This is a genomic window from Comamonas sp. B-9, assembly GCF_000410635.1.
Classification (GTDB): domain Bacteria; phylum Pseudomonadota; class Gammaproteobacteria; order Burkholderiales; family Burkholderiaceae_C; genus Comamonas.
This window is the reverse complement of sequence record NZ_KE148613.1, coordinates 313-1,079: the sequence shown is the minus strand read 5'-3', so window position 1 is coordinate 1,079 and position 767 is coordinate 313. Positions and strand designations below refer to the sequence as shown.

The window sequence follows — 767 nt, the reverse complement described above, 5'->3', positions numbered from 1 at the left end:
AGGTCGATGGCGACCGGCTGCACACCTTTGATGCCAGCCATCCGCAGCAGCGCCATATCTTCACATCGGCGGGGGGGACCTCGGGCATCGACCTGGCGCTGAGCCTCGTCGAAGCCGACCTGGGCCGCAGCATGGCGCTGGCCGTGGCCCGCCACCTGGTGATGTTTGTGCGCCGGCCCGGTGGCCAGGCGCAGTTCAGCCCACTGCTGGCGGCCGAGACCACGCAGGCGCCGCGCCTGGCTGGCCTGCTTGAATGGATTCCCGGCCACCTGGGCGAGCGCCTGGGTGTGGAGCAATTGGCCGCGCAGGCCTGCCTGCCGCCCCGCACCTTGGCACGCGTGTTCCAGCAAGAGCTGGGCATCACGCCGGCCCGCTATGTGGAACGGGTGCGGCTGCAGGCTGCCACCACCTTGCTCAGCCAGCGCCAGGCCTCCGTCTCCACGGTGGCGCGGCTGTGCGGCTTTGGCCACCCGGAAAACCTGCGCCGCAGCTTTCACAAAACGCTGGCCGTCAGCCCCCAGGCCTTTGCCGAGCGCTTTGGCGTGGGTTAACCAGCGCCCGCCGCTGGGCGGCTGAACCCTCCTGCCCAAACCATGCGATCCGGACAGCCGATGCTGCCCGGCAGCTCCCCCACGCCCCGTTATTCCCAAATCACCGCCCATGCTGCTCCAACGCCATCCCCAACTGCTCACCCTCAGCATCGCGCAAGCGCTGTACTGGTCCTGCTCCATCATCGGCATCGCCCTCACCGGCCTCGTGGGCCGGCA

The 767-nt window shown here is 69.2% G+C and carries 1 protein-coding gene; it reads left to right on the top strand.

Going from position 1 to position 767, the window contains the following annotated elements; all coding sequences use genetic code 11:
* Nucleotides 1–551 (top strand): GlxA family transcriptional regulator (locus H928_RS0116435; protein WP_021027483.1); only part of this gene is annotated, 551 nt, incomplete at its 5' end.
* Nucleotides 552–767 lie beyond the last annotated feature (216 nt).